The following is a 24865-nucleotide window of genomic DNA, read 5'->3' as shown; positions in this document are numbered from 1 at the left end:
GCAGAGGGTGGTGCTCCTCGCCACAAGCGAGGACGACAAGCATCATGGGTGAACAAGCCCGACACTTTATGGCCACAGACCAGCTCCCTTTTCATGCTCCCGAGAGGGTTGGCCACCGGGCACTGGCGTCGCCATTGGTGAGCCGCCGCCGCGTCATAGCTGGGATGCCCGTTTCCCCTGCCCGACTTAATCGCCCGCAGGCGTGCCTTATCTGTAACACGCTCAACGCTGAGTTCGCGCTTGGTACAAAGCTGTCGGAATCCTCTAACAAACGGAGTGCATTTGGAATCGATCGTTTTCGGGCAAGTCCGCTACATAGGCGCGGGCCACGTCGACGCGACAGGCTGTGGGTCGATCTTTTCGAATGTGATTGCTGGCACCATCGAAGGATGAGTACGAACAGACCCCAGAGCCAGCTCACGCTCTCATCGCCGCGGGCCGCCAACACTCTGCCGGCGTATTGGCAGATGGTTCAGTGCTCGCCGCTGGCCGCCCAAATTCGGAAGAGCGGCGAGTGGAAGGCTGGGCAGACGTTGTTGCCGTTGCCGTCGGTGGCGCGCACACCGCCTCGAACACGGTCGCGCCCATACGGTCGGGCTGCGCACGGACGGCACGGTACTCGCGACAGGTTGGAACAACGCGGGGCAGTGTGATGTCGGCGATTGGACTCAGGTCGTGAGCATTGCCGCCGGCTGGCTGACTCGAGACGGCAAGGTGATTGCGGCCGGGGATCGGATGGTCGGCGTTGATGAAGTCTCTGCTTGGCGCAGCATTACGGCAGTCTCGGCAGGGAGTTATCACACGGTCGCAGCCCTCGAAGATGGCAGAGTGCTGGCGGCCGGGCGGATCTGCCAAGGATCAAACTAGTACCCCCGGTGGGACTCGAACCCACACTGGAGCGATTTTAAGTCGCCTGTCTCTGCCATTGGACTACGGGGGCGTACCTCTCCAGCTTATGGGGATCACCATCCCGGAGAGAACACGGCTCACATGACGAAGAGCCCGACCCTATGGGCCGGGCTCTTCGAGTGCAACATTCTTACTTGGAGGCTGCGACAGCTTCCGGCTCAGCAGCGACAGCTGCAGTCGTGCGCTTACGCGCCGGAGCCTTCTTTACGGCAGGCGCTTCTTCGACAGGCGTCGCCGCCGGCTTGGGCCGTGAAGCGAACTGCTCGAACGCCGCACGCGGCGTCTGAACGGCCGAAATGCCGACAATGTCGCGGCCAAGGAAGAAGTTGGCAACCCAGCCTGCGACGACGCGAAGCTTGCGCTCCCAACTCGGCATCGCCATGCCGTGGTACCCACGGTGCGCAAGCCAGGCGAGAGAACCCTTGATCGCGATCTTGCCCGACTGGAAGACACCAACGCCGATTCCAAGGCCAGCAACTGCACCAAGGTTTTTGTGCATGTACTCCTTGGGCTCTTCGCCTCGCAGCACCGCAACGATGTTCTTTGCCATGAGCTTGCCCTGGCGAACAGCGTGCTGCGCGTTCGGAACACAGAATCCTCCGACGCCACCGCCGGACAGGTCACGGATAGCGCTGATGTCTCCGGCGCCCCATGCGTCGGGGATGATCTCGTCGTCGGTGCCGACGCGAAGGTCCGGGCGCACAACGAGTCGTCCACGCTCCTCAATGGGCAGGTCGGTGTTGCGAACGATCTGCGGGTTCGCCATGACACCGGCTGTCCACACGATCAGGTCAGACTCGAACTTCTCACCGGTGGAGAGCTCGATCTTGCCGTCGACCGCTGACTGCAGTTGCGTGTCGAGGTGCACAAGCGCGCCGCGTTCCGCCAGGTTCTTCAGGACCCAGTGGCTCGTCTTGAGGCTGACCTCGGGCATGATGCGTCCCATGGCCTCGATCAGGTGGAACTCCACGTCATCGAAAGACAGCTGCGGGTAGAACTTCAACAGTGAACTGGCGAACGAACGCAGCTCAGCGAACACCTCGATACCGGCGAACCCGCCGCCGACGACGACGAAGTTGAGCAGGCGTGAGCGCTCCGGTCCCGCCGGAAGACTTGCTGCTTTGTCGAAGTTTTCGAGGACACGGTCGCGAATAGCGACCGCTTCTTCAATGGTCTTGAGGCCGATGGCCTGGTCTGCGACGCCAGGGATCGGGAAGGTGCGAGAGACCGCACCGCCGGTGACGACGACGATGTCGTAGTCGAACTCCCACGATTCACCTGTGGCAGGCGTGATGGTCGCCTTCTTCTCGGCGTGGTTGATGTGTGTCACCTTCGCGGTGATGACCGTTGTCTTCTTGAGGTGACGACGCTGAGCCACAACGGCGTGCCGTGCCTCAATCGAACCGGCGGCAACCTCGGGAAGGAACGGCTGGTACGTCATGTACGGCAGCGGGTCTACAACGGTGACCTCTGCTTCGCCTCGACGGAGCCACTTTTCGAGCTTCCAGGCTGTGTAGAAACCGGCATAGCCGCCGCCTACGATAAGAATTTTTGGCACGGTGAGAATTCTCCTACTGAGGGTCGCAAGGACTCAAACAGGCTACTACCTGCGAGCCACCCGCTTGATTTGCCGGGTGGCGCCTATGGCACCGAGCACTACTAGGGTAGCAGTTCCTAGAAAGAGGGCGAGCGGGATGCTCACATACAGAAGCGATTCGGAGGTTGGCAGGAACGGATTGTGCGCCTGTGCCGAGGTCTCAAGCGGTGGCAGGGCCGGAACGCTTCCCGCGTCCGTCGGGATTTCCGGTGGAGCGGCATCCGCTTTTCTGTGCTGCGTGATCCAGGCGGCGAGGTCACCCATCGGGTTCGTTTCCACTGCAGGCACATCGGCATTCACCGCGCGAGCCGCGTTGACGTAGCCGTATCCGTAGATGGGGCTTGGCACGTCCGTCTGGTCAGCTGCAGGCGTCGCCGTCGCGATGATTCGGTTGATGACGTTGGCCGCATCCATGTCTGGATACTTCGCCCGCACCAGTGCGGCGATACCGGCAACAATGGGCGACGCTCCACTCGTTCCCGCCCAGGTCACGTAGGACCCGTCAGGCGAGACGCCGACGAGACCCTCACTCGGAGCGGCGACGCCCAGGGTGATTCCCTGACTCGAGGCATTCCAGCTGGCCGCACCCGACGGGTCGACTCCTGCGACAACGAGCACACCTGGGATCGTTGCGGGAGCACCAATCTGCTCGGTTCCGCTCCCCCGGTTACCCGCAGCTGCGACGATGACAACATTCTTCTCGTCGGCGTAGGAGAACGCTTCGTCCCAGCTCTCTGGCCAGTCAAGCGTGTTTGTCGTCAACGACATGTTGATCACGTCCGCACCGTTATCCACAGCGAAGTGAATGGCATCCGCTATCTGGTCCTCAAAAGGGACCGTGGATCCGCTTGTCTGGAATCCAACGGAAATCGAAATGAGGTTCGCTTCCGGAGCGGTACCGAGAACACCGTTACCTTCGCCGTTTCCTCGGCCTGCAGCCAGGGACGCGACCCAGCTCCCGTGCGGGTTCTCGTCTGAGCCGCCGACGGGGGTGCGACCGTCCGCACTTCCGACGCCCGACGCGTCGTGGCCCGCGACGACAGCCCCGTTGAACTCCGCTGGACCGTTGGCAATGCCCGTGTCGATCACGGCGATTGTGGTTCCGGCGCCGCGGGTGGTGTTCCATGCCTCGGCCACGCCGTAACTCGCGAGCCAGTACTGGGCGTCACGAACAGGGTCGGCGTGTGCCGCAGTCGCACCGGCACTGACAGTACCAAACACGAACAGTGCGGCCAGGGCGGCAGGCAGGATGCGACGTTTCGAGGTCACGGCGTTACCTCCCGGTCGCGGCCTCGGCCGAGTAGTCAGCGCACTGGCAGACCTCGGGACTCCACTGCGCTCGCTCAAGCGCAAGGTCGCCGATGGGGTTCACTCCAGGTCCCGCAGCGAGGGCGTGACCGACAAGAGCGTGAAGGCACTTGACCCGAACGGGCATTCCACCGGCCGAGATACCAGCGATTTCCTCAACGACGTCGATGCTCTCGCGGTCGGCGATGTACGCGTCGTGGGCGGCGGCGTAGCCCGCACGCACCTCGGCGTCCTCCTGCAGGAGGTCGTTGTACTCACCCATCACCAGTGTCGCTTCAAGCGTCGACACCGCTGCCGTTGCTGCGGGGTGGCAGAGGTAGTAGAAGGTGGGGAACGGGGTTCCGTCGCTCAGTCGCGGAGCTGTCGAAACCACGGTCGGCGCTCCGCACACGCACCGCGCCGCAATGCCAACGACGTTACGCGCCGGGCGGCCCAGTTGAGCGGAGACGATCTGGATGTCTTCGTCGGAGACGGACCCGAATGGCGGAGTAGTCATTCGTCCATTATCCCTGTCCGGCATCGGACACGACATCGGCGTACCCGGCGCTGACAAGCGAAGTGAGCATCGACTCGGCCCAGTTGATCTTCGTTTCGGTGAGATTGTCACTGACCGGCGCTTCATCCTCACCGAAAACTCCGGCGTCGACGTCGTCGATCACGATAAAGCTGATCTCGCCCGGGTTGACGTAGTAGAGGCGGTCGCGAGCCTGCGTCATCACATAGGTGCTGTCATTCCAGCGTTCCCGTTCGTCACGAACCTCGGCGATCTCGGCCGTACTCTGCTCCACCGATTCACGCAGGGCCGCGATCTGCTGCTGCTGGTCAATGTACGCCTTGAAGTTCGGCCCGACAACGATGACACCGAGAACGACGATGCCCATCATCAACAACGAAAATCCGGAGAAACGGATGCCACGGAGCCAGCTGCCAGCATCGCTTTCAGTGACAGGAACACCGGGCTGGGCCGTCCGGGTGCCGCGCCTCGCGGAACCGCGTGTGGGGTTTGGTCGTTTAGCCACGTAACCGGCCCCTCTCATTCGCTGTGTCGTGCCGCCTGGGGCAAAAAAGAACACTCCCGGCAGCGCAACGCGCCACCGGGAGTGCCCGGAAACTACGCCGTGAAGCGCGGGAAGGCGCTGCGGCCTGCGTATACGGCAGACTCACCCAGCTCTTCTTCGATCCTCAGCAACTGATTGTACTTAGCAACACGCTCTGAACGGGCAGGCGCACCGGTCTTGATCTGGCCGGCGTTGGTCGCGACAGCGAGGTCGGCGATGGTGGTGTCTTCCGTCTCACCCGAGCGGTGCGACAGGATCGCCGTGTAGCTCGAGCGCTGCGCCAGGGCGACGGCGTCGAGCGTCTCGGTGAGTGTACCGATCTGGTTGACCTTGACCAGGATCGAGTTACCGACCTTGAGGTCGATGCCCTTGCCCAGGCGCGTGGGGTTGGTGACGAAGAGGTCGTCTCCAACGATCTGGACCTTGTCGCCGAGCTCGGCGGTGAGGTGCTGGTAGCCTTCCCAGTCCTCCTCCTCGAGCGGGTCTTCGATCGACACGAGCGGGTACGCGGCAACAAGCTCGGCGTAGTACGCGCTGAGCTCCTGAGCCGAGAGCTGCTTGCCTTCGAACGTGTACGAGCCGTCCTTGAAGAACTCGGTCGCCGCGACGTCGAGCGCGAGGGCGATGTCCTTGCCAGGGGTGTAGCCGGCGTTGGTGATTGCTTCGACGATGAGGTCGAGAGCCGCACGGTTGCTCGGGAGGTTCGGTGCGAACCCGCCCTCGTCGCCGAGACCGGTTGCGAGGCCCTTCGACTTCAGCAGCGCCTTGAGCGCGTGGTAGGTCTCAACACCCCAGCGGAGTCCTTCGGAGAAGCTCTCGGCCCCAAGCGGAACGATCATGAATTCCTGGATGTCAACGTCGTTGTCGGCGTGCGATCCACCATTGATGATGTTGAGCAGCGGAACGGGAAGAACGTGCGCGTTCGGTCCGCCGAGGTAGCGGTAGAGCGGCAGGTCAGCGGCGTCGGCAGCGGCCTTCGCAACGGCGAGGCTCACACCGAGGATGGCGTTCGCGCCGATGCGCTCCTTGTTGTCTGTTCCATCGAGTTCGATGAGCACCTTGTCGAGCAGGCGCTGGTCGTCGGCCTCGAGGCCCTCGACCGCCGGGCTGATCTCGTCGAGGACGGCGTCAACAGCTTTGAGCACACCCTTGCCCTGGTAACGGTCGGTGTCACCGTCGCGGAGTTCGTATGCTTCGAACGCACCGGTGGATGCGCCGGACGGGACAGCTGCGCGCTGGACGGTGCCGTCGTCGAGAAGAACCTCGACCTCGACCGTCGGGTTTCCCCGTGAGTCCAATATTTCGCGAGCGCCTACAGCCTCAATGAGTGCCACAGTATTTCTCCTGTTCAAGGTGTTGCCAGTGGATTGTGTGGAGCGACGTTGACCCGCAGCCAGTCTAGCCATGAGCGTTTCTCCCGGCTCGGGCGTTACGTCGCAGAGTGACGCGAGCTGTCGTTCCCGTGTTCGAGTCAGTCGAGCAACTTGATGTCAAGATCCGAGACGGATGCCGTTTCTCCGGTCACGAAAGCAAAGGACCCGAATCCTGCACCCTGGACTCGAGCGAGCAGAGCCTTGAGGTTCTTCACTCGCGGCTCGAGCCGAACGCGCCGGCCCGTGGCGACGAGTTCCGCCTTCAGCGACACCAGTTTCGCCGGGGCCACTGCCTTGTCGTACACGAGCACCATGGCGTCGGAGACGGACGACTCGGGCAGCGTGACAAGGTCCACGATCCGTTCGAAACCGATGGAGAACCCTGTTGCGGGCACCTCAGAGCCGAGGAAGCGCCCGATCATGCCGTCGTACCGACCACCGCCGCCGAGCGAGTAGCCGAGTTCCGGGTGCTCGATCTCGAAGATCGGGCCTGTGTAGTAGCCCATCCCACGAACGAGGAACGGATCAAACACGACGAATGGTGCGTCGCCGACAGCGCGGCCCGTTGCGGCCGCATCGGCCTGCTCTGCGGCCATGCCGATCGAGGCCAGTTCGGCGATCACCGTGTCGTCGATGCCGTCCGGCAGCTGCGCGCGAATTTGGGCTTCTCCGAACGGGCCTGGGTTCTCCGGGGTGACGCGGGTGAGGAAGAGTTCCAGTGCGTCGACGGCGCTCGCGGTTGCTCCGCGTGAGCGCAGTTCTTCGAGCACTCCCCCGACGCCGACCTTGTCGAGTTTGTCGACGGTGATCAGCACCTGTGAGCGTTCGGACGCGTCGAAACCGAACACGTCGAGCATTCCGGTCAGCAGCCTGCGGTCGTTGATGCGCACGCGGCACCCGGTGAGCCCAAGTTCGCGGAGAGCCGCGGCGGTCGCTGTGAGAAGTTCGATCTCCGCGAGCGGACCCTGCTCGCCGATGATGTCGATGTCGCACTGCACGAACTGGCGGTAGCGACCCTTCTGCGGTCGCTCGGCACGCCAGACGGGCGCGATCTGGATCGACCGGAACACCGGAGGCAGGTCGGCGCGGTGAGTGGCGTAAAACCGGGCAAGCGGCACCGTGAGGTCGAACCGGAGTCCGAGGTCCGTGAGCGACGAGAGGTCGCCAGTCGAAGCGGGCTGCGCCAGGTTCTCGGGAGTCAGTCCACGCTTGAGCACGTTGAACGCAAGCTTCTCGTTGTCTCCACCGAGCCCCGAGTGCAGGCGGGCATAGTCCTCGACCACAGGGGTCTCGATCTCGTCGAAACCGAAGTTGGAGTACACCCGGCGGATGACACCGAGCGCGTGCTCCCGTCGCGCCTTCTCTGCCGGGAGGAAATCTCGCATGCCACGGGGAGGAGTTACGCCAGGAGCCATGCTCCAATTCTGTCATGCACGCGAGGAGCTCCCCGCCGAGGCTCAGTGAACCGAGGGCTCCTGCGTACCGGCTCCTGCGCCTGCTTCGTTTTCCGCGGCGCGGAGGGTTTCCTGAACGTCGCGGAGCGCTGACCGCAGCGCACGCTCGGCGTCGAGGCCCTGCTCGTTCGCGCTCGCGGCGATCGACAACAAGAGTGCCCCGAGCTGTGCCTCGTCCTCGAAAACCGGCGGCTTGACAGCATCCGTTTGGAAAATATCCAGTCCGGCCTGCGTTGCCCGCCCGAGAACCTTGTCGGCGAGCGCGAGGGCCGGCATTGCCTGCGGAATGCCCTCGAGGATGCTCGTTCGGGTGGCTTTCTCGCGGGCTTTCGCGGCCCGCCAGACGCGGTAGACATCGTCGACGGTGAGAGCGACGTCGTTGCCGAAGACGTGCGGATGCCGTCGGATCATTTTTTCGTTTGCCGCGCGTGCGACGTCGTCGAGGCTGAACTCTTCGCCGGAGGTGCGTCTGGCGATTTCAGAGTGGAACACCACCTGGAGCAGGACGTCGCCGAGCTCTTCGAGCAGGGCGTCGCGATCCCCTGCTTCGACGGCGTCGATGAGCTCGTAGCTCTCCTCGACGAGGTAGGTGATGAGGGACTCGTGCGTCATGGTTTTGCTCCACACGCAGGTGTCGAGCACTGTGCTCATCGATGTTGCGAGCGCGTCCATGTGAGGAAGTTCGGGGGTCACCGGCGTGAACGTCCCGTCCTGGACACCACGGTTCGGACGATCCGGTCGCGCAACTCCGTGAACGGAGGGTAGATCAGGCGCAGGGTGTCTGGCCGCGTCGGTTTCGACAGCACGGCCTTGGAGTGGCTGAACGTGTCGATCGTGTACTTGCCGTGGTACCGGCCGGTGCCGCTCGGGCCGACCCCACCGAAGGGGAGACGTGGAACGAGCAGGTGCGCGGCCGGAATGTTCAGGCCGACCGCGCCTGAGGAGGTCTCGCGGAGAAAACGTCGTTCGACGGATTTGCGTCCGCTGAAAACGTAGAGGGCCAGGGGTTTGTCGCGCTCGGTGATGAAGTCGATGGCGTCGCTGACGCCTGAGACGTGCACGATTGGGAGGATCGGGCCGAAAATCTCCTCGGTCATCAGCGGGTCGTCTGCTGCGACACCGTCGATCACCGTCGGTGCGATGTACCTGGTGGTCGCGTCGACCTGGCCGCCCAGGGCGGGCTTTCGGTTGTGAATCAGGGCGCTCAGCCGGTCGAAGTGCCGATCGTTGATGATCCGGCCGAAGTCGGCGCTTTCCTGGGGTTGGGACCCGTAGAACTCAGTGATCGCGCTTCCCAGGTGCGGCAGCAGCGCCGCAGCCGTTTTCTCGGTGGTGAGCAGGTAATCGGGTGCGACGCAGGTCTGGCCGGCGTTGACCAGTTTGGCGTAGACGATCCGTCGCGCCGCGGCCGTCAGGTCGGCGTCGTCGTCGACGAACACCGGTGACTTGCCTCCGAGCTCGAGAGTGACCGGCGTGAGGTGCTCGGCGGCCGCGCGCGCCACAATGCGCCCGACCTGCCCGTTTCCGGTGTAGAAGATGTGGTCGAACCGCTCGCGGAGCAGCGCAGTGGTCTCGTCCACTCCCCCTTCGACCACACGAACAGCTGACGGGTCGAGGTACTGCGGAATGAGCTCGGCGAGCAAAGCGGAACTGGCTGGCGCCAGTTCGCTCGGTTTCACGATCACGGCGTTTCCGGCCGCGAGGGCCCCGGCGAGCGGCACGAGCACCAATTGGATCGGGTAATTCCACGGGCCGATGACGAGCACAACACCGAGCGGCTCACGGATCACCTTCGCGGTCGCTGGCGCGAGCGAGAGCGGAACGGCAACGCGTGTCGGTCGCAGCCACCGTCGAAGGTGGCGAAGTGTGTGGTCGATCTCTCCGACTGCGAGAGCTAATTCAGCAAGCTGTGCCTCTGTCGGGTTCTTCGCCAGGTCGGCCGCGAGCGCGTTCTCCAGCTCAGGCCCGCGTTCCACCAGCATCCGGCGGAGCGCACGAAGCTGCCGCACCCGCCACGCCAGCGGCTTCGTTGTTCCCCTGGCGAATGTGCGGCGGAGGTCCCCCAGCGTCGCCTGCACAGATATTGATCCAGCGGATGCCTCGGTGTCAGTAATCGTCACGCCTTCGTTTCCTTTGCTGGCTCAGTCGTTCGAGGAAAAACGGTAGTGCTTCGCCCTGTGAATTCATCCATGCTCGAATACACCGAGAAGACCCGATCGGCGACCCGGTCCCAGACGGTCGTTGGCAACACACCTTTGAGACCACGTGCGAGGCCCACCGTCCACGGAGTCAGCCGGAAGGGCTTACCCGAGAGCATGGCCTGCCAGGCGCGCTGCACGGCAACGTCGGGAGCGAGCAGGGGTGTCATCAGTGGGCCACGGGCACCCTCGAACATGCCCGTTGTGACGTAGGACGGGCAGAACGTCGTGATCTTCACGTGGCCGTTCCCCGAGCGCTCAAGTTCGAGCCGCACCGAGTCGCTCCAGCCGATCAGTGCCCACTTGGATGCCGCGTAGACACTCATCCGCGGATTGGCCAGGGTTCCGGCAGCGGAGGCGACGTTGAGAATCCGCTTCTCGCGCGAGCCGTCGCCGATCATGGCAGGCAGGAACTCCCGCGTGACATGCATCGGCGCGATGGCGTTGATGCGCATGGTCGGTTCAGTGTCACGCTCGGAATCGGTGTCCCAGAAGTAATCGTTCCCGCGCACGATGCCTGCGTTGTTGATGAGCACATCGGGAACGCGAAAAGAATCGAGTTCGTGACGCGCGGCATCCCGAACATTATCGAGTTGGGAGACGTCCACCACGCGGGTGTGAACGATCGTGCCGTAGCCGGACAGGGCACTCGCCGTTGTGTCGAGTGCGAGCGGGTCGATATCCCAGAGCGTGACCGACCTGGCCTGTTCGCGGATCGCCCGCTCAGCGTAGAGCCTGCCCATTCCCGATGCTCCGCCGGTGATCAAAACACGAGCGTTCGCGACGGTGAATGCCATGAGGGACCTCCGTTGGTTGCGTGCAAGCCAGACTAATCCATGCGCGGCAGGGTGCCCTTGGACGCCGTCCGTCGATTAGGCCGACGCGGCCGCCCCCCTCGTCTCGATAGCCGTCTTCTCCTTTTCGGGCAGCGGGAACAGCGCATCGAGGAACTGTTTGACCCACGCGATCAGGTCGGCGTCGGTGAGTTTTTCGCCGTGCTTTTCGGGCATCGGCACGATCAGGGCATTGGCCTGGGCGAGATACTTGCCGCCCGGGTACATCCGCCGCAGGCGAGCCTGCAGTGAATCGGGCAGGTTCGCTGGTGCTGCACGCAGGTTGGAACCCATCGCAACCAGTTCGCTCAGGCCCACGCGCTGTGCACGCTGGCGCAACCGGGAGACCGCGATGAGGTTCTGCACCTGTGCGGGCGGTTCGCCGTACCGGTCGGTGAGCTCGTCAATAACGAGGCCGATCTGGTCGTCGTCTGCTGCAGGGGCGCTCGCCGCTGACAGCTTTTGGTACGCCTCAAGGCGCAGGCGCTCGCTGTCCACGTAGTCTTCGGGAATGTGGGCGTCGACAGGAAGTTCCAGCCGAAGTTCGGTCTGGCCCTCGGCGACATCCCCACGGAAATCGCTGACAGCCTCACCGATCATGCGCAGGTAGAGATCGAAGCCGACACCGGCGATGTGGCCCGCCTGCTCGCCACCGAGCAGGTTTCCCGCTCCGCGAATCTCAAGGTCCTTGAGCGCCACTTGGATTCCGCTTCCCAGTTCGTTGTTCGCCGCGATGGTCGACAGGCGGTCGAGTGCGGTCTCGGAGAGAGGCTTGTTCTCGTCGTACAGGAAGTAGGCATACGCCCGCTCTCGCCCGCGGCCGACCCGCCCGCGCAGCTGGTGCAGCTGGCTGAGACCGTACTTGTCTGCACGGTCGATGATGATGGTGTTGGCGTTCTGGATATCGAGTCCGGTCTCGATGATCGTTGTGCAGACGAGCACATCGAACTTGCGCTCCCAGAAGTCCACAACAACGCGCTCGAGGGTGCTCTCGGACAGCTGTCCGTGAGCAACGGCGATCCGGGCCTCCGGGACAATCTCCGCGAGCTGGGCGGCAATGCGGTTGATGCTCGACACCCGGTTGTGCACGAAGAAGATCTGGCCCTCGCGCAGCAGTTCGCGGCGGATAGCCGCGCCGACCTGCTTGTCGCTGTACGGGCCGACGAAGCTGAGGATCGGGTGACGTTCCTCCGGCGGCGTCGCGAGCGTCGACATTTCGCGGATGCCGGTGACCGCCATCTCGAGCGTGCGGGGAATCGGCGTCGCGCTCATGGCAAGGATGTCGACGTTCTTCTTGAGTTTCTTGAGGGCGTCCTTGTGCTCGACACCGAACCGCTGCTCCTCGTCGATGATCACCAGGCCGAGGTCCTTGAACTTCATGCCCTCGCTGAGCAGGCGGTGCGTTCCGATCACGACATCGATGGTTCCCCGCTCGAGCCCGTCTCGGGTGTCTTTGGCTTCTTTGGCGGTCTGGAATCGGCTAAGTGCTCGGAGGTGAACGGGGAAGCCGGCGAACCGTTCGGAGAATGTCTCGAAGTGCTGCTTGACCAGGAGGGTCGTCGGCACCAGCATCGCTACCTGCTTACCGTCCTGCACAGCTTTGAACGCCGCACGGATGGCAACCTCGGTCTTGCCGAAGCCAACGTCTCCCGAGAGCAAACGGTCCATCGGGATCGGCCGCTCCATATCGGCCTTGACCTCGTCGATGGTGGTCAGCTGGTCGGGGGTCTCCGCGAACGGAAATGCTTCCTCGAGTTCGCGCTGCCACGGTGTGTCCTTGCTGAACGCGAAGCCTTTGGACGCCATCCGGGCCGAGTACAGCTTGACCAGTTCGACGGCGATGTCGCGCACGGCCTTCCGGGCGCGACCCTTCGCCTGTGACCAGTCGCTTCCACCCATCTTCGACAGCTGGGGCGCCTCCCCGCCGACGTAGCGGCTGAGCAGGTCGAGCTGGTCAGTCGGTACGAGGAGTTTGTCGCCCGGATAGCCGCGCTTTGATGGCGCATACTCGAGGGTGAGGTATTCGCGGCGGGTTTTGGTGGCGTTGCGGCCGCCGCTGGATACTTCGCGCTGGGTCAGTTCAACGAACTTGCCGATGCCGTGGGTCTGGTGCACAACGTAGTCACCCGGTGTGAGCTGCAGCGGATCGACCACGTTCTTGCGGCGTGACGCAAGCTTCTTGACCTGTCGTGAGTCGTAACCGACGGTGCGGCCGTAGAACTCGTTCTCACCAAGCAGGGCGAGCTTGATTTCGGGCATCTCGAACCCAGACTCCGTCGTCGCCTGCACAAGGTAGGCGATGCCGGCTTCCGGTGTTTCGGGGAAAGTGTCGACGACCCGCGCGGCGACTTCGTGTTCGCCGAGCACATCGCGGGCGCGTTCGACCAGTCCGGCGCCGCGCGCCGTGATGGCGACACTCCAACCATCGCGAAGCCTCTCGGCCACGTGCGCGATGGCACCGTCGACGTTGCCCGAGAAACTGGGTACAGGCTCAGCCGCGACGCGCACGGCGAGCAGCTCATCCATTTCGAGCTCTTCAGGGAGAACGTCTCCTGGTCCTTGCTGGAAGGTGCTGAAAGTCCACCACGGGTGGTCGGACGCGGGCTGGCCCGGTCGAGTGAACCTGGTGGAGTCGCGCAAATCTCCGAGGGTGATGAACTCACCGCTTGCGAGGTCGATGGGTGCCTGCGCTCCGGCGGTTGCGGCGCTCCAGGCCGCTGCCAGGAACTCGCGGTTGGTCTCGGCGAGGCTGATCGCACGTGTGGCCACACGCTCGGGTGAGATCACGGCGACAGCCGTGCCGGCAGGAAAGTAGTGGCTCACAGGAACAAGTCGATCGAGGAGCGCTGGAGCCAGCGATTCCATTCCTTCGACTGGGATGCCATTGGCGATCTTTTCAAGCATCCCGGACATGCTTGGGAACTCGTCGCGCATTTCTCTGGCGCGCTGGCGCACGGAGTCGGAGAGCAGAAGTTCGCGGCTCGGCGGGAGCGAGACGCTGGGAATCGTCTCGGCTATCGATCGCTGATCGGCGACCGAGAACGCGCGAATCTGTTCCACCTCGTCGCCGAAGAATTCGACCCGGTACGGGTGTTCGGCCGTTGGAGGGAACACGTCGAGGATTCCACCTCTAACGGCGAACTCGCCACGCCTGGATACCATGTCCACGCGCGAATAGGCCAGTTCGACGAGCTGGACGGCGAGTTCTGCGAGATCGTGACCACGGGTGGATGCGATGAGTTCGATCGGGTCGGTCTCGGTCAGGTTGTCGGCGACCGGCTGGAGCGCGGCGCGGACGGCAGCGACCACAATGAGGGGCTTTTCTCCGGTCCACGTCTTCATGGTGCGAAGCGCCGCGAGCCGTTTGCCGACGATCTCGGCGCTCGGGCTCAGACGCTCGTGCGGAAGCGTCTCCCAGGCAGGAAAATCGATGATGTCCGCGTCGGGTGACACGTCGGCGAGAGCTGCGCGCAGCTGCTCTGAGTCACGTCCGGTTGGAGTCACGACGAAGAGGCATGCTGGCTTCTCCGAAGCGTTCCGCGCATTCAGGAGCCCGGCGAGGAGTGGAGCGCGGAGCCCGTCAGTGACGGAAAAATCAGCGTCTCTGCTTGAGTATGAGAGAGCGTTGTCGAAAGTGGAGGCGCGCGAAAGTGCTGCGATTAAGCCCGAAAGGATCACTGGTTCAGTTTACGCACGCCCACTGACACCACGGCGGGGGTTGCGCCCTCAGCTCCGGGAGTGCACCTTCAACTGGGCGGCGGCGAGTCCGTCCGTTGCGATGAGTTCAACGGCGTCCGCCGCCTCACTGAGGAGGGTCGGGAGCGCGGCGCGCTCGGTCGACCCGAAATCCTTGAGCACGAAATCGGCGGGGTCCTGCCGCCCGGGCGGGCGCCCGATACCCACTCGCACCCGGATGAAGTCCGGGGTATCGGCGGCCTTCGCGATGTCGCGAAGACCATTGTGGCCTCCGTGCCCTCCGCCCGATTTGAGCTTGAGGCTGTCGAACGGAATGTCGAGTTCGTCGTGAACGATGATGAGCTTCGACGGATCGAGCGAGTAAAAACGCAGCAGTGCGGCAACTGGGCCGCCCGACAGGTTCATAAAACTGTTTGGCTTGGCCAGGACCAGCTTGGGACCGCCTGGCGCGAGGAAACCTTCAGCGACGGACGCTGGTGTTTTGTGGCGAGTGAAGGTTGATCCGATTCGCCGCGCGAGCTCATCGAGGACCATTTGACCGACGTTGTGCCGGTTACCCGCATACCCGGGACCGGGGTTGCCGAGTCCGACGACCAGCCAGGTGTTCTCAGCCACGATCGGCTCCCTCTTCTTGCGCCACCACATCAGTTCCCCTTAAGCCGAAAACCTGCCGACCCGCGGTCGCGACGATGTCGCGACCGCGGGCTGGCAGGCCCAGTTCGATTCGGTCGAGTTACTCGGCTGCTTCAGTGGTGTCGTCGGCTGCCTCGTCGTCACCCTCGTCGCCTTCGGGCTCGGTGACCGCAACGACGAGAACGTCGGGGTCGCTGAGCAGGGTCGAACCCTGGGGCAGTTCGACGTCCTTGGCGAGGATGTGCGTGCCGGACTCGAGGCCCTCGATCGAGACAAAGAGACGCTCGGGGATGTGGGTTGCCTCTGCCTCGATCGACAGCGTGGTCGCGTCGAGGTTGTGGATGGTGCCGGGAGCAGACTCGCCCTCAACGTGAACGGGGATGTCGACGACAACCTTCTCACCCTTGATGACGACGATGAGGTCGAGGTGCTCGATGATGCGGAGAACGGGGTCCTTCTGAACATCCTTGACGAGGGCGAGGCTCTCGACGCCTTCGATGTCGAGCTCGAGGAGCGCGTTCGACTTGCGGATGATGAGGCTCACCTGGTGCGCCGGAAGCGCGAGGTGCTTGGGCTCGGTGCCACGACCGAACATGACGGCGGGGATCTTGCCAGAAGCGCGGAGCTTGCGGGCGGCGCCCTTACCGAACTTGGTGCGGACTTCTGCGACTACTTTGTTGTCGTCAGACATGGTGTTTCTCCTTTGGTGAGCCTTACAGCTCTTTCGCTTACCGGAGCGCAGCTCCGTGTGGTCTGGTGCGAGGCCGGCGGACCGGCTTCGGTTCAACTCGAACGCATGTCAGCGTGAGGAAAAGCCAGTTCTTGGGTAAGAAAAGTAGGTGCCTTGCCCACCGCGTCGATAACGGATGCCACTCAGTGCGTCTGCACGTGGCATCCCTCGCCGAAGTTCAATCGTTGAGTCTACAGCATCGATGCGGACCGAACGTTCGTCAGGCGTTCGGCACACCCGTCGTTGATCGAATCTTCGCGACGGTTTCGGAGACGATGTCGGCGACAGGCTGATCGATGTCGATCACCATCCCTGGTTCATCAGCGGCAAGCGGCTCAAGCGTTGCGAACTGGGAATCAAGAAGGCTCGGCGGCATGAAGTGACCACTTCGACCTTCGATTCGTGAGGAGAGAACGTCGCGGGTTCCGTCAAGGTGCACGAACCGAACTCCGGGGGCGCTGTCGAGGATGGCCTGTCGGTATGCACGACGAAGCGCCGAGCAGGCGATGACCATCCCGGTTCCGGTCGCTCCCGCCTCCGAGAGTGTTTGGCCGACGACGGTGAGCCATGGCCAGCGGTCGTCGTCGTTGAGCGGCTTCCCGCCAGCCATCTTCTCGATGTTCGACTGCGGGTGAAGTGCATCACCGTCAACGAACGGCACCCCGAGGGCACCGGCAATGAGCGCCCCTATTGTGCTCTTGCCAGATCCGGATACCCCCATCACGACAATTTGGGTGCCCTCGGGAGTTGTTGTGTTCTGTGACATGCGGCCGAATCTACCGTCTACCAGTCGTGGACTGTGCCGTCGGCGAGACGGTTGTACGGCAGGTATGCGGTTTCGTACGGGTACTTGCCCGCCTCATCGACGTTGAGCTCGACACCGAGGCCCGGCTTGTTACCCGGGTGCAGCATGCCGTCGCTCCAGGTGAATGACTGCTCGAAAACGCTGTCGGTCTTCTGTCCGTGCTGCATGTATTCCTGGATGCCGAAGTTGTGGATCGACATACCGAGGTGCATTGCGGCGGCCATGCCGACGGGGGAAATGTCGGTCGGCCCGTGCATGCCCGACTTGATCTGGTATTGCGATGCGTAGTCGAGCACCTTCTTGAGGTGCGAGATCCCGCCGGTGTGGGTGACGGCGCTGCGCACGTAGTCGATGAGCTGCTCACGGATGATCTGCTGGTAGTCCCAGACCGTGTTGAAAATCTCACCGATCGCGAGCGGCGTCGTGGTGTGCTGTCGCACGAGGCGGAGTGCCTCAGGGTTCTCGGCCGGTGTGCAGTCCTCGAGCCAGAACAGGTCGTACGGTTCGAGCGACTTGCCGAGCTTTGCCGCCTGAATCGGCGTCATGCGGTGGTGGCCGTCGTGGAGCAGCGGAATCTCGGGACCAAACTCGTTACGCACTGCCTCGAAGACCGTAGGAACGTGGCGCAGGTAGCTGCGAGTGTCCCAGTCCTCCTCATTCGGCAGAGCACCGCGCTGGGCGGGCTCGTGATCGTATCGAACACCCTTGTTCGCTTCGAACGTCGCGTTCGATGCGATGCCGTAGATCGACTTCAGGCCGGGAACCCCGGTCTGAATGCGGATGGACTTGTAGCCCTGTTCCTGGTGCTCGCGCACGCTGTCGAACAGTTCAGGCAGGCTCTTGCCCGACGCGTGTCCGTATGCCATCAGGCCTGTGCGTGAGGCACCGCCGAGCAGCTGGTACAGCGGCATCCCGGCGACCTTGGCCTTGATGTCCCAGAGGGCGACGTCGACAGCGGCGATCGCGGCCATGGTGACGGGGCCCCTGCGCCAGTACGCGCTGCGGTACAAAAACTGCCAGGTGTCTTCAATGTTGTGCGCTTCACGGCCGATGAGCAGGGGAACCACGTGCTCGGAGAGGTACGAGACAACCGCGAGTTCGCGACCGTTCAGCGTGGCGTCTCCAAGTCCGGTAACTCCGTCTTCCGTTGTCAGCTTGAGCGTGACGAAGTTGCGGTCAGGGCTCGTGACGATGACTTCAGCTTTTTCGATTTTCATGATTTTCCCTTGTGCGTGGCGACGGCGAACTGTCGGTGGCGAACGGTTGCGATACAGATTATTCGGTCGGCGGTGTGCTGTTCTGCCCCCGGTTCACCGTGAACGCGGCCGTCGACAACGACGGATCCATGGGCGCAGCGACTCCGCGGGTGAGGCGGCGCTCGGCGATCTCAGCGACGATCTCTTTGTGCTTCGCGTCGGTGAGCGGGTAGAAGAACATAATGGCGATGGCGATGATGCTGGCGGCGACGGGAACGAGTCCTGCGCCGGCTCGGATGCCCCACACAGCCTGCTCACTCTGAGCTGCCGCGTTTGCGACGTACCCGCCCCAGGCGAGTGCGTATGCGGCCAGTGCGCCGCCAACAGCCTGGCCCGCCTTCCGGGTGAAGGAGAACAGCGCGTAGACGATGCCCTCTGCCCGTACACCGGTCTTCCACTCGCCGTATTCGACGGTGTCGGCTTCGAGCGCCCAGACCAGCATGTTGACGAGCACAATGCCGAGCTGGCAGACAACCAGTCCGGAGAACCCGAGCCAGACCATGCTCGGCGGTGCGAGGAAAACGATGACTCCGCCGACACCCATGATTCCGCCTCCGGCCATGTAGGCCGTGCGCTTGCCAAAGATGCGAACGATCTTCGGGATGAAACCGGCCAGGCCGAACACCATCACGAGCTGAATGATAGAGAACAGCGCGTAGAGCGGAAGAGCGTTGAGCACATCGCGCAGGTAGTACAGCTGCACGGTGCTGAGCGCCAGCATTCCGGTGAGGAATACGAAAGAGCTGATGCACAGCAGAACGAGCGGCTTGTTGTTCTTGAGGATCGCGGCGCTCTGCTTCATGGTGACGTGCGGGACATCGCGCCTCACACGCTCCTTCGCGGTGAAGGCCGTGAAAAAGTAGAGCGCCGTCCCGACGACGACGAAGCCGAGAGTCATGAAGGTGAAGATCGACTGGAGGTCGTTCTCCGGAGTGATGAGGGGGGCGACAAAGATGCCGAGTCCAGATCCGACGATCATGGCGCCGATGGTGCGAGCGCTGGCAAGTTTCGCTCGTTCACTCGGATCTTGCGTCATGGCGCCTGCCAGCGAACCGTACGGAATGTTGACGAGGCTGTACGCAAGACCGAGAGCCGCGTAAGTGAGGTAGGCGTAAAGCAGCATGCCGGACTCGCCGATCTGCGGAACACTGAAAACAGCGACGCTGAGCAGCAACAACGGCACCGAGCCGAACATCAGGAACGGGCGGAACTTGCCGAACCGCTTGCTGTAGGTGCGGTCAACGATGCGGCCGGCGAAGAGATCCGCGAAAGCGTCGAAAACGCGCACAACCAACAGCAGCGTTCCGGCAGCTGCAGCCGAGATTCCCGCTACATCTGTGTAATAGATCAGCAGGAACATTGTCGCTGTTGTGAACGCGAGGTTGTTTGCCGCGTCGCCGGCACCGTAGCCGATGATGCTGATCTTCGGCAGCTTTCCCAGTGTCGCTGGCGGTGTGGGGCTGATGGTATTCGTCATGGGGGCTCCTTTACCCGAAGGGCAGCGCGTCGGCTACTGCTCTTCCGATGGTGCGAATGCGAGGAGGGCACTGGCTTTCACCGGAACTGCCCTGTCGTGAGTATCGGCAACTCCGCCGTTCCTGGTGCTCGCCATGAGAGCGGAGTTGCCGAAAAGTACGGCGTGGAATTCACGCCGGTTCAGGACTCGGCGGATGCCACGGGGCATCGGGGCCAGCTGTGCGGACTGTGCCGACATGTGAGCTCCCTCTGCGCTTCGTTGCGAACCGCGTCCTTGCGAAAAATATGGAGCAGGCGAGAAATCCTGCGAACCGTGATGACGTACAGTCAAGCACGATTTCAGCATTTTGGCAAACGGTTGCCAAGCCGATGCGGAGCGCTCGCGATTCGAGCGCTCCGCCCCGTGGTCAGGCGTGGGTCGGTAGAGCCTGTTTGGCAACAGAGCGGATGCCATCGAGCACCGCCGCATCCTCCGCGAGTCGCGGATCGATCAAGCGAATCAACTCGGTGACGATGTCCCCTTCTGACGCGAGGGCGGCTGCGATGCCCGCTGCCGCCGCGTCCGGGAGTTCGGTCCGCGAGATGACCAGGGCAGCCCACGCACCGATGGCGCGAATTGCCGCCTGGCCGCTGCGGCCGGCGGCACGTTCGGCGAGGATGATCGGCGCGGCGCGTACACGAAGCTTGGTGACGCCCTCCATGCCGATCTGGGCCAGGCGATGCTCGATACGCGCGTTCTCGAACCGCTCGAGGAGCGCTGCGCGGTAGTTCTCCAGGTCGAGCCCCTCACCCAGGTGGGCGGACGCTGCATCCCAGTACTCGGTGACCCAGGTGCGGCACTCCGGGTCAGCGATCGCCGACGCAACAGTTTCATGGCCACGCAACCGCCCGGCGTACGCCAGCAGGCTGTGCGCACCGTTGAGCAGCCACAGCTTTCGCCGCTCGAACGGCTCGATCTCGTCCACAAACCGCGCTCCAGCCTTCTCCCATTGCGGCCGGCCGGCGGGGAAGGCACCGGAGAGCACCCAGTCACGGAACGGTTCGGTGACGACGGGTGCCTGGTCGGCGAAGCCGGTCAGGGACACCGCTGTTTCGACGTCGGCCGGCGTGGTCTTCGGGGTGATCCGGTCAACCGAAGTCGACACGAATGACACCTCCTCGGCGATCCATGCGCCCGTCTCCGGGTTCACCAGTTGAGCGAGGGCAAGAATGCCCGATCGCACGAACGGTCCGTTGTCTGGCATGTTGTCACACGGCACGATGGCGAGAGGCCCCGCACCGGCGAGGCGCCGAGCATGCAGGCCGAGCAGCAGGCGGCCCAGAGTCGTGACGGGCCCGCCTGCAAATGATTCAGGAAGCTCACCGCCCAGCGCGGTGCTGAGCCAGTCGATGTCGTCGTTCACAGCCGCGTCGTCGCGGTTCGGCTGCCCGTTCGCCGTGAGGCGGTAGCCCGCCTCGGTCACCGTCAGGGTGACCAGGGCCGTCGATGGGGCGGCCAGCAGGTCGACGAAGCGATCGAGGTTCGCACCGTCGACGGCTTCAACGATGCTCGACACGATGGTCGCCGTGTCCCTGTCGGCCGACCGTTCGATCAGGGTGAAGAGGCCGTCCTGTGGGGCGAGCTCTTCAGCAGCTGTGGCGTTCCGCCCGGTGAATGCCGCGATGCCCCACTCCCCTGTTTCGTCTGCCACGTCGGTGTACCAGGCCTGGTGAGCGCGAGAGAACGCACCGAGACCCATGTGGACGATGCGAACGCTGCCCGAAGCCTCCCTGTTCGAAGCGCTGTGGCTGGAGCGGGTGAGTGTCGGTGCGGAGGCATTGTTCGTCACAGTTTGAAGACCTTTCGAGGAAGCGAGTCGACAAGGTCGACGATAATCCGGCCGGCAGTTCCCTCGTCGATTCGCCCTTCCCGGACGAGGCGAGCGAGAAATGCCGAGTCGAGCCGGCGGGCCATGTCGTGGCGAGCCGGGATAGAGAGGAAGGCGCGAGTGTCGTCGATGAAACCGGAGCTGCGATAGAAGCCGGCGGTTTCGGTGACGGCCGAGCGGAAACGCAGCACCGAGTCTGGCGCATCGAGGAACCACCACGGTGCACCGATGTAGACGCTCGGATAGAAGCCGGCGAGTGGTGCGACCTCGCGGGAGTAAACGGTCTCGTCGACGCTGAACAGCACGAGGTGGAAGTCCGCGTTATTGCCGTACTTCTCGAGCAGCGGCCGCATGTTCTCAACGTACGTGGTGGTCACGGGAATGTCGTGTCCGGTGTCTGGTCCGAACGCTGCGAACGTTTCGCTCGAGTGGTTGCGGTAGACGCCGGGGTGCACGGTCATGACGAGTCCGTCTTCGGTGCTCATCCGAGCGCTTTCGAGCAGCATGTGGCCGGCGAAAGCCCGGGATTCAGCGGCCGACAAGGTGCCGGAGAGTCCCTTCTCGAACAGGGCGCTCGCCTCGGCTGGAGAGAGGTCGACCGCGAGGGGCTCGAACACACCGTGGTCGGCCGAGACCGCGCCGTTTTCGACGAAGTACCGGCGTCGGCCCGCGAGAGCTTCAATGTAGCCGGTGTAGCTGCTGACGGCCGAGCCGTTCCATTCGGCGAGGGCCGCGACCTTGTCAGCCCACCCTGGCGTTGACGGGTTGAGGTACGCGTCTGGGCGGAAAGTGGGGAGCACACGTCCGGAGAACGACGGATCGGCCGCGAGCGCCCGGTGCGGCGCGAGTGAGTCCATCGGATCGTCCGTTGTGGCAAGAACCTCGATGTCAAAGCGCGAGAACAGGGCTCGGGGGCGGAAGTCATCGGTATCGAGAGCCGCCTGGATGACGTCGTAGACCGCATCGGCGTTCTCGGCGCTTGGCTGCACGTCGATACCGAAGACCTGGTTGAAGGTGGACTGCAGCCAGTAGCCCGAAGCGGTACCGGCGTACAGGTGCCAGTTCTCGCTGAAGGTCCGCCAGACTTCACGGGGCGACGCAACCGGCTCGCCGGACTGGCGGTTCGGAATGCCGAGCCTGCTGAGGTCGACCCCGGCGGAGTGCATCAGCCGAGTGACGTAGTGGTCGTACCGGATGAAGAGTTCGGCCGGGTTTGGAAACTGACGGTCGTCGACGAGGATCGCCGGGTCGACGTGACCGTGAGGCGAGAGGATCGGCAGGTTCTCCACCTGCTCGAAGAGCGCCCGAGCGACGGCCCGCGTGGCGGGGTCAGCGGGGAACAGTCGGTCTGGATCGAGTTGCAGCTTCATTGACACACCTTCATATGGATAATCTCGTCGGCTGCGTGAATGTTGTCAACCGGTTGCCAAACATCGTAACCCTCTGACAGACTGAGGGCAAGACAGCGGGTGCCCTTCGGGTTATCCGCGGCAACAAACGGCTTCCAAGGACGGAAGCTCCAGATCCAATGGAGGAACTCACGTGGCCACAATCGGCGTCCAGGCAATGATGCTCAAGAACAGCTTCGCGGAGGTCGGTCCGTTCGAGACGCTCCGGAAGATCAGCGACATCGGCTACCACGCCGTCGAGGTGTCGCAGATTCCGATGACGACGGAGAATGTTGCCGAACTCGCTCGCGCACGCGACGAACTCGGCATGAACATCGCCTCACTGTCAGCGTCGCTCCGCGTGGCACCGGGCATGCCCGGCGAGTCGCTGACGACGGACTTCGACAAGATCGTTGCCGACTGCCGCACGCTCGACACCACGATGCTGCGCATCGGGATGCTCCCGTTCGACGCCATGGGTTCGCTTGACAAGGTGCTCGAGTTCTGTGACGACACCAACGCCATCGCGCGCCGGCTGGCCGACGAGGGCATCAGCCTCTACTACCACAACCACCACATCGAGTTCGCGAAGTACGACGGCAAGCACCTGCTCGACATCATCGCTGACCGCGCCCCTGACATGGGACTTGAGATCGACGTGCACTGGGTGCAGCGCGGTGGGCTCGACCCGGTCGCCACCATTCGCAAGTACCGCGACCGCGTCGCCATGGTGCACCTCAAGGACTACCGCATCGGCAACATTCCCGATGAGGCATTTGCTGCCCTGGCTTCCGGGGACCACAAGACCTTCATGGCCGCGTTCACCGGTGTCGTGCAGTTCGCCGAGGTGGGCGAGGGCAACCTCGACTTCCGCGCGATCGTTGAGGAGAGCCTCGCCAGCGAGGTGCAGTACCTGCTTGTTGAGCAGGACGACCTCTACGGCAGGGACGTCTTCGACTGCCTGCAGACCTCCTACGACAACCTCGTGGCTCTCGGCTACAGCGACCTCTTCTAGACCTTTAGATTTCACGGAAAAGGCGCCCTCGTTTCGAGGGCGCCTCTTCGTATGCGTACTTCGCAATATAAGAAAACGGATGCTGTCTCGCCAGCGCGCGAGACAGCATCCGTTTTCAAAAGAATCAGTGTGCGGCAGGTCCCGTCGACTGGCGGATGACCAGTTCGGTCTCGATTTTCTCGTCGTCGTCTGTAGATGAAGCGACCTCGATGTTTCCACCGACCAGGGCAAGGGCTCGCCGAACCGCTCGCGCACCGGCTCGGGCGAGCGGCGTTCGGATGGTGGTCAGCGCCGGGGTGGTGAAGTCGGATCCGAAGATGTCGTCGAAGCCGACGAGGCTGAACCGCTCGGGCACCGAGATGCCCTCCTCAGCTGCGGCACGGAGGAGACCGATGGCCATGAGGTCGTTGTACGCGACAACGGCCGTCACGCCTGACGCGAGAACGCGAGTGAGCGCGGCCCGGCCGCCGTCGAGGGTCGGAATGTTCGGCCCGATTTCGACCACGTTCATGCCGCGGGCGACCGCCTGCTGCAAAACGCTTGCCCAGCGGGTGCCGCTCATCCAGGAGTTGGCCGGACCCGACAGGTAGGCGATGGACCGGTGACCGAGCGACTCGAGGTGAGCAAGCGCACCGTCGATGCCTGGCGTGACATCGGGGAGCACACTCGGAACCCCGTCGACGTCCCTGTTGATGAGAACGAGCGGCTTGTGAGCGGCCAGCTGCTGAATTTGGGTGTCGCTCAGGCGGGTCGTTCCGAGAATCAGGCCGTCGACAGAGGGCTGGATGCGTTCGGCGGTCGAGGCCTCACGCTCGCCGGACTCCTGCGACTCGGCGATCACCAGCGTGTAGCCCTGTTCGGCTGCCGCGTGTTCGGCTCCACGCACGATGCCGAAGATCATCGGGTTTGTGATGTCGGCAAGCAGCAGGCCAAGCGTGCTCGTACGCCCGGTTGGCAGGGCGCGCGCCATCGGGTTGAGCCGGTAGTTCAGCGTTTTGGCTGCGGCGTGGATGCGCTCTTCGGTCTTGATGTTGATTCGGCCGGGCTGACTGAGCGCACGGGAGACCGTTGACGGGTTCACTCCGGCGAGCTCCGCGACGTCGTAGATGGTCGGGGCCGACTTTGCTGGTCGACCGGCTCGCGCCGTTGCCCGCGCTCGAGGCGCGACGTCGGCGGCCTGGTCCCGCACGCTTTCACTCGACACGATTACTCCTTTGGGCGTGCACGAGGCACGCGGCCCGACGTCGGGCTCTGCGAAGTTCTACGGT

At 63.5% G+C, this 24865-nt stretch carries 21 protein-coding genes, 1 tRNA gene and 2 pseudogenes; 4 read left to right on the top strand and 20 right to left on the bottom strand.

Going from position 1 to position 24865, the window contains the following annotated elements:
- Positions 1 to 370: 370 nt before the first annotated feature.
- From D9V28_RS16495 to D9V28_RS01810, 3 genes and pseudogenes are all read left to right on the top strand, one after another.
- Positions 371 to 469: pseudogene (locus D9V28_RS16495) on the top strand (hypothetical protein); the annotation flags it as partial.
- Positions 460 to 615, top strand: a pseudogene (locus tag D9V28_RS16490) (hypothetical protein); the annotation flags it as partial. The pseudogenes D9V28_RS16495 and D9V28_RS16490, both read left to right, overlap by 10 nt.
- A 60-nt stretch (positions 616 to 675) precedes the next feature.
- A complete protein-coding gene (locus D9V28_RS01810) occupies positions 676 to 867 on the top strand; it encodes an RCC1-like domain-containing protein (protein WP_121658002.1) in 192 nt (63 codons plus the stop codon).
- Here the strand turns inward: D9V28_RS01810 and D9V28_RS01805 are convergent.
- The 19 genes from D9V28_RS01805 to uxaC all read right to left on the bottom strand — a co-directional run bounded on the left by D9V28_RS01805 (position 868) and on the right by uxaC (position 22564).
- Positions 868 to 940 (bottom strand) — tRNA-Leu (locus D9V28_RS01805).
- A gap of 99 nt (positions 941 to 1039) precedes the next feature.
- On the bottom strand, positions 1040 to 2467 hold the full coding sequence (locus D9V28_RS01800; RefSeq protein ID WP_121658001.1) for an NAD(P)/FAD-dependent oxidoreductase: 1428 nt from the start codon (positions 2465 to 2467) through the stop codon (positions 1040 to 1042).
- Positions 2468 to 2512: 45 nt separating this feature from the next.
- Entirely contained in the window at positions 2513 to 3775 is a 1263-nt protein-coding gene (locus D9V28_RS01795) for a S8 family serine peptidase (RefSeq protein ID WP_121658000.1), read from the bottom strand.
- Between the two features lie 4 nt (positions 3776 to 3779).
- Positions 3780 to 4310 (bottom strand): DUF501 domain-containing protein, encoded by a 531-nt coding sequence (locus tag D9V28_RS01790; protein WP_121657999.1) that lies wholly within the window; start codon positions 4308 to 4310, stop codon positions 3780 to 3782.
- 7 nt (positions 4311 to 4317) lie between these two features.
- Entirely contained in the window at positions 4318 to 4833 is a 516-nt protein-coding gene (locus tag D9V28_RS01785) for an FtsB family cell division protein (protein WP_183086396.1), read from the bottom strand.
- A 92-nt stretch (positions 4834 to 4925) separates the two neighbouring features.
- Entirely contained in the window at positions 4926 to 6206 is a 1281-nt protein-coding gene (eno, locus tag D9V28_RS01780; protein WP_121657997.1) for a phosphopyruvate hydratase, read from the bottom strand.
- Positions 6207 to 6343: 137 nt separating this feature from the next.
- Positions 6344 to 7660, bottom strand: a complete 1317-nt coding sequence (hisS, locus tag D9V28_RS01775; protein ID WP_121657996.1) for a histidine--tRNA ligase — start codon at positions 7658 to 7660, stop codon at positions 6344 to 6346.
- Between the two features lie 42 nt (positions 7661 to 7702).
- Positions 7703 to 8371 carry a nucleoside triphosphate pyrophosphohydrolase gene (locus tag D9V28_RS01770; protein ID WP_121657995.1) on the bottom strand — a complete coding sequence of 223 codons (669 nt, stop codon included), beginning with the start codon at positions 8369 to 8371 and terminating at the stop codon, positions 7703 to 7705.
- 17 nt (positions 8372 to 8388) lie between these two features.
- The gene (locus D9V28_RS01765; RefSeq protein WP_308472393.1) at positions 8389 to 9819 is read right to left on the bottom strand and encodes an aldehyde dehydrogenase family protein; all 1431 of its coding nucleotides are present in this window, start codon (positions 9817 to 9819) and stop codon (positions 8389 to 8391) included.
- Positions 9816 to 10694 carry an SDR family NAD(P)-dependent oxidoreductase gene (locus D9V28_RS01760; protein WP_121657994.1) on the bottom strand — a complete coding sequence of 293 codons (879 nt, stop codon included), beginning with the start codon at positions 10692 to 10694 and terminating at the stop codon, positions 9816 to 9818. The genes D9V28_RS01765 and D9V28_RS01760 overlap by 4 nt, the downstream gene beginning before the upstream one ends.
- Positions 10695 to 10769: 75 nt before the next feature.
- A complete protein-coding gene (mfd, locus tag D9V28_RS01755; protein ID WP_121657993.1) occupies positions 10770 to 14408 on the bottom strand; it encodes a transcription-repair coupling factor in 3639 nt (1212 codons plus the stop codon).
- A 48-nt stretch (positions 14409 to 14456) separates the two neighbouring features.
- Complete coding sequence (gene pth, locus D9V28_RS01750; RefSeq protein WP_121657992.1) at positions 14457 to 15071, bottom strand: aminoacyl-tRNA hydrolase; 615 nt, start codon at positions 15069 to 15071, stop codon at positions 14457 to 14459.
- 88 nt (positions 15072 to 15159) lie between these two features.
- Positions 15160 to 15750 carry a 50S ribosomal protein L25/general stress protein Ctc gene (locus tag D9V28_RS01745; protein ID WP_121657991.1) on the bottom strand — a complete coding sequence of 197 codons (591 nt, stop codon included), beginning with the start codon at positions 15748 to 15750 and terminating at the stop codon, positions 15160 to 15162.
- Between the two features lie 259 nt (positions 15751 to 16009).
- Entirely contained in the window at positions 16010 to 16555 is a 546-nt protein-coding gene (locus tag D9V28_RS01740; protein ID WP_121657990.1) for a gluconokinase, read from the bottom strand.
- A gap of 17 nt (positions 16556 to 16572) precedes the next feature.
- Positions 16573 to 17811, bottom strand: coding sequence for a D-mannonate dehydratase ManD (gene manD / locus D9V28_RS01735; RefSeq protein WP_121657989.1), 1239 nt, complete (start codon positions 17809 to 17811; stop codon positions 16573 to 16575).
- 58 nt (positions 17812 to 17869) lie between these two features.
- Positions 17870 to 19327: a glucuronide transporter gene (uidB, locus tag D9V28_RS01730; RefSeq protein ID WP_308472392.1), complete on the bottom strand. Its 1458-nt coding sequence runs from the start codon at positions 19325 to 19327 to the stop codon at positions 17870 to 17872.
- Positions 19328 to 19360: 33 nt separating this feature from the next.
- The gene (locus D9V28_RS01725; protein ID WP_121657988.1) at positions 19361 to 19564 is read right to left on the bottom strand and encodes a hypothetical protein; all 204 of its coding nucleotides are present in this window, start codon (positions 19562 to 19564) and stop codon (positions 19361 to 19363) included.
- Between the two features lie 169 nt (positions 19565 to 19733).
- Positions 19734 to 21155: a mannitol dehydrogenase family protein gene (locus D9V28_RS01720; protein ID WP_229727680.1), complete on the bottom strand. Its 1422-nt coding sequence runs from the start codon at positions 21153 to 21155 to the stop codon at positions 19734 to 19736.
- Entirely contained in the window at positions 21152 to 22564 is a 1413-nt protein-coding gene (gene uxaC, locus D9V28_RS01715; protein ID WP_121657986.1) for a glucuronate isomerase, read from the bottom strand. Before uxaC ends, D9V28_RS01720 begins: the two co-directional genes overlap by 4 nt.
- Before the next feature lie 172 nt (positions 22565 to 22736).
- On the opposite strand from uxaC, the gene D9V28_RS01710 reads away from it, so the two are divergent.
- Complete coding sequence (locus tag D9V28_RS01710) at positions 22737 to 23597, top strand: sugar phosphate isomerase/epimerase family protein (RefSeq protein WP_229727679.1); 861 nt, start codon at positions 22737 to 22739, stop codon at positions 23595 to 23597.
- A gap of 124 nt (positions 23598 to 23721) precedes the next feature.
- On the opposite strand, the gene D9V28_RS01705 is transcribed toward D9V28_RS01710, so the two are convergent.
- Positions 23722 to 24801 carry a LacI family DNA-binding transcriptional regulator gene (locus tag D9V28_RS01705; protein ID WP_229727678.1) on the bottom strand — a complete coding sequence of 360 codons (1080 nt, stop codon included), beginning with the start codon at positions 24799 to 24801 and terminating at the stop codon, positions 23722 to 23724.
- Positions 24802 to 24865 lie beyond the last annotated feature (64 nt).

Origin of the sequence: Mycetocola zhadangensis, from assembly GCF_003668565.1 — a bacterium.
Lineage (GTDB): Bacteria > Actinomycetota > Actinomycetes > Actinomycetales > Microbacteriaceae > Mycetocola_A > Mycetocola_A zhadangensis.
This window is presented reverse-complemented; position numbering and strand designations above follow the sequence as displayed.